Source organism: Calditrichota bacterium, assembly GCA_013151735.1.
In the GTDB taxonomy this organism is placed as follows: domain Bacteria; phylum Zhuqueibacterota; class JdFR-76; order JdFR-76; family BMS3Abin05; genus BMS3Abin05.
In genome coordinates, this window is record JAADHR010000205.1 from 1 (window position 1) to 3,565 (window position 3,565).

Below are 3,565 nucleotides of genomic sequence, written 5' to 3' on the forward strand. Positions count from 1 at the left end.
TCGGAATTTTGTTTCGATCTTTTTCCCGCAATTAAGAATCCGATTCGAAAGAAGTCCGCTGCAAGGCAACTTGATTTGGCTCCTCCTTCGCTGTACAAAGCCCGTTTCGTAAAGATGGGAACACATTCTGATCTCAGCTATTTGCCGTCTTCTAAATATTTTGCATTTGATGAAAGGAAAAAAAACGATTCCTATGAGTTTGATTTCTATGTTTCATCTGATGTGGACAGTTTTGTGTTTGCACGTGAGGATTTGGAACAAAATATTTCCGGTGGCGGACGTCTTCGTATTTCAGATGGCATATTTTCCAAAATAGTGCACCCAATTGACTTAAAGGCAACGATATTCAAATTCACTTATCAATTTCGGGCTCCCCATATTTACCATATTGAATGGTCAAATGATTTCTACCGAGTGATGCCAGAAGAAATTAAATCCCCGACGATTTATCCGAATCCCTCGAAAGGGGATTTTTCATTTTCCATGAATTCAGCAAATGGCGGCGTGTGTTCTTATGAAATTTACAATATATTGGGGGTTAAAGTTTTTTTTCTCAAAGAGAACCTAAAATCAAATGAAATTGTTGTCAAAAATTTTGACTTGTCGCATCTGCCCTCAGGGATATATTTTTTAAGGATCAGGCAATCCACTCAAACAAAAAGCATGAAATTTGTTATTGTCAGGTAAGAAAGGACCGTTCATAGGTGGTTTTTCTGGCATAATTTGATCTTTATGCAAGGTAAAGGTACCTTCTTTTGAACGAATAAAAAAAGTGAGTACAAACAAGGATTTTCAAATCGAACATCGATTAGTGAAGTGGTTGATATATTATTGAAGAAAGGAAGTAGTACGATGTCGCGCAGGGTTAAATGGCTAATTATAATTCTGGTGTTTTTAACAGGTTATTTTTTACTTGCCAGAGACTACATGGTTGTGCACAAGCACACGTTTAAAGAGTGGCTGGTATTTTCTTCCAATCCCAATCGAATTGGGAAAAAGGCCTTTTATTACATTTTCCCATCGCAAAAAAAGCCCGAAAAAGAAATCCCGAAAAAGTGGAATCGAACGAATGAATGGCATCGGTATGCTCAGGAACCCGTTTTGACCATAGGCGCAGCGGGTTCCTGGGATGAGGATATTGCCTCTTTTTCAAGTGTTCTTAAGGATAGTGTGAATTTTAAAATGTATTACAGCGGTAGACAAGAGAATTTTATGGGTGCTCAAGTCGGCCTGGCTGAGAGTAATGACGGTAAGCACTGGAAAAAATATGCGGGAAATCCCGTTTTAAAATTAGGCCCCCGGGGTTCCTGGGATGACAAAATGATTTGGTGTCCGATGGTTTGGAAAGAAGGTGTGTACCATATGATTTATACGGGTCGAAGTAGTAAGGGCACACGTCAAATTGGTTATGCTACCAGTACGGATGGAATTCATTGGAAAAAAAGTGCCCACAATCCCGTATTTAATGATCCAACCTGGGCCCACAATCACACAGAGGCGTGGGGAATAATTAAGGTCGATGACCTATATTTTCTATGGTACAATACTTTGGGAGTGGACCAACGACAAGTGGGGTTAGCCCTTTCTCGGGATTTGGTTCACTGGAAACCTTTCAAAAATGCACCTATTTTTTCTTCAGAACCCGGAACGGACCGCTACCGGCAGTTTTGTGTTTTTCCGTTTCGTTATGGCCCATATTTTTATATGCTTATCCCAAGCCAGGACCAATCAAAGAATTATGCGGTATTTCGCCTTTATCGATGCAAAAATCCTTACTTTTTGGAAAAGGATCGAGAATTTGTAAAAAAAGTACTTCTTCCCGGAAAAATGGGTCAATGGGACGATTATGACCTGGATACCCCTCTGCTCTTAACGACGGATATTACCAGAAGTACATTTTACAATAATAAAATCTGGATGTACTACAGTGGAGAGGGCGGAGATGGCCATTGGAAAGAGGGATTGGTGATTGAACCTGATATCGATCATTCTTTGCAAATGCCGCAATCACTGGAAAAAAAATAGTCTCTTTTGCCAATAAATAGTTGACTTTTTTTAAAGAAACGATTATGTTTTTCAAGGATTGAAATCCCATGGTATTTCTTCAAAAAGATTATTTCCAAATGATTTTATAAGCGTATATGCCAAAACCCATTGAAAAAATTCTTCTGTTTTTAAGCGATTTTCTGACGATCAACGTATCCTTTTTGGTGTGGATTCTTATTCGCCAGTATTCGCCAGCGTTTGGGTTTGGCCTCGGCCTTGAGTTTTGATGATTATTGGCTGGTGTCGGGACTTGTTTTTCTCTACTGGCTGCTGATTTTTGTGTTCTTCGGGCTCTATCGTTCCTGGTATGCCCAGTCCCGTTTCGACGAATTTATCGCTCTCTTTAAAGCCATCTCGATCGGTGTGATTTTGATTTTTCTGCTCACCATTGATTGGCATCACGACGTCGAAAACCCCTTCCCTCTGAGCCGGGTCATGATTTTGACCTACTGGATGGTGCTGCTGATCATCGTGAGTGCGGGGCGAATGGCTCTGCGGTCGTTTCAACGAAAACTGCTGGAATCCGGGATCGGCCTGCGAAGGACACTCATTGTGGGGCAGGGGCCGCGCGCCAGGGAATTGAAAGAAAAGGTCGAACAATTTCCCGCACTGGGGTATCAGGTCGTAGGATTTGTAACTCTTTCGGATCATGCCGACGGGCTCATTCCTGCCGATCAGGTGCGGGGGAGCCTGGAACAACTGGAGTCGATTATCCGGAAAGAGGGTGTGGAGGAGATCCTGATTGCTCTGGAGGAATCGGAGCGCGCCTTTGTGGTGGATGTTTTGGGACAGGTAAACGGCCTGGATGTGCATCTGAAAATCGTGCCCGATTTGTACGACATTGTGGTCGGGCAGGCCCGCACGAACCAGATTTATGGCTTTCCGCTGATCGAAATCCTCCCGGAGCTAATGCCGCTCTGGGAGCGCCGGGTGAAGCGTTTGATGGATTTAAGCGTATCGGCAGCCGTCCTGGTTTTGTTGGCACCTCTCTGGATTTTGGTCGGACTCATCATTAAAATTGATTCTAAGGGTCCCATTTTGTACAAACAGGAACGGGTCGGGCGGAACGGAAAAATATTTTCCATCTACAAATTTCGATCCATGTATCAGGATGCCGAGAAAAAAACCGGCCCCGTGTGGGCGGATGCCGATGATCCGCGGATTACGCGCGTGGGGAGGATCCTCCGGAAACTGCGAATTGACGAGGTGCCGCAGTTTATCAATGTGTTTAAGGGCGATATGAGTTTGATTGGTCCCCGTCCCGAACGGCCCTATTTTGTGGAACAGCTCAAGAAGGAAATTCCGTTCTACGCACGGCGCCTGCGGGTGCGACCGGGCATTACAGGCTGGGCGCAAATCAAGCATGAGTACGACCAGTCTCTGGATGATGTGCGTAAAAAGGTGCAGTACGACCTGTTCTATCTGGAAAATATGTCGCTTCGCATGGACTTGAAAATTATTTTGAGCACAATTTCGGTGATGTTACGAGGAAAGGGGCAGTAAATCGGACTGCAAAAAA

At 43.7% G+C, this 3,565-nt stretch carries 3 protein-coding genes; all 3 read left to right on the forward strand.

Features of this window, described 5'->3' with window-relative positions:
- The first annotated feature begins 234 nt into the window (after positions 1-234).
- The 3 genes from GXO76_15060 to GXO76_15070 all read left to right on the forward strand — a co-directional run bounded on the left by GXO76_15060 (position 235) and on the right by GXO76_15070 (position 3,549).
- Complete coding sequence (locus GXO76_15060; protein NOY79170.1) at positions 235-687, forward strand: T9SS type A sorting domain-containing protein; 453 nt, start codon at positions 235-237, stop codon at positions 685-687.
- Between the two features lie 165 nt (positions 688-852).
- On the forward strand, positions 853-2,025 hold the full coding sequence (locus GXO76_15065; GenBank protein NOY79171.1) for a hypothetical protein: 1,173 nt from the start codon (positions 853-855) through the stop codon (positions 2,023-2,025).
- Positions 2,026-2,262: 237 nt separating this feature from the next.
- A complete protein-coding gene (locus tag GXO76_15070) occupies positions 2,263-3,549 on the forward strand; it encodes a sugar transferase (GenBank protein ID NOY79172.1) in 1,287 nt (428 codons plus the stop codon).
- Positions 3,550-3,565: the final 16 nt, after the last annotated feature.

What these genes read in the sequence shown, in the direction of transcription:
- GXO76_15065 (NOY79171.1), top strand. Translation starts at nt 853, where the DNA reads ATGTCGCGCAGGGTTAAATGGCTAATTATAATTCTGGTGTTTTTAACA.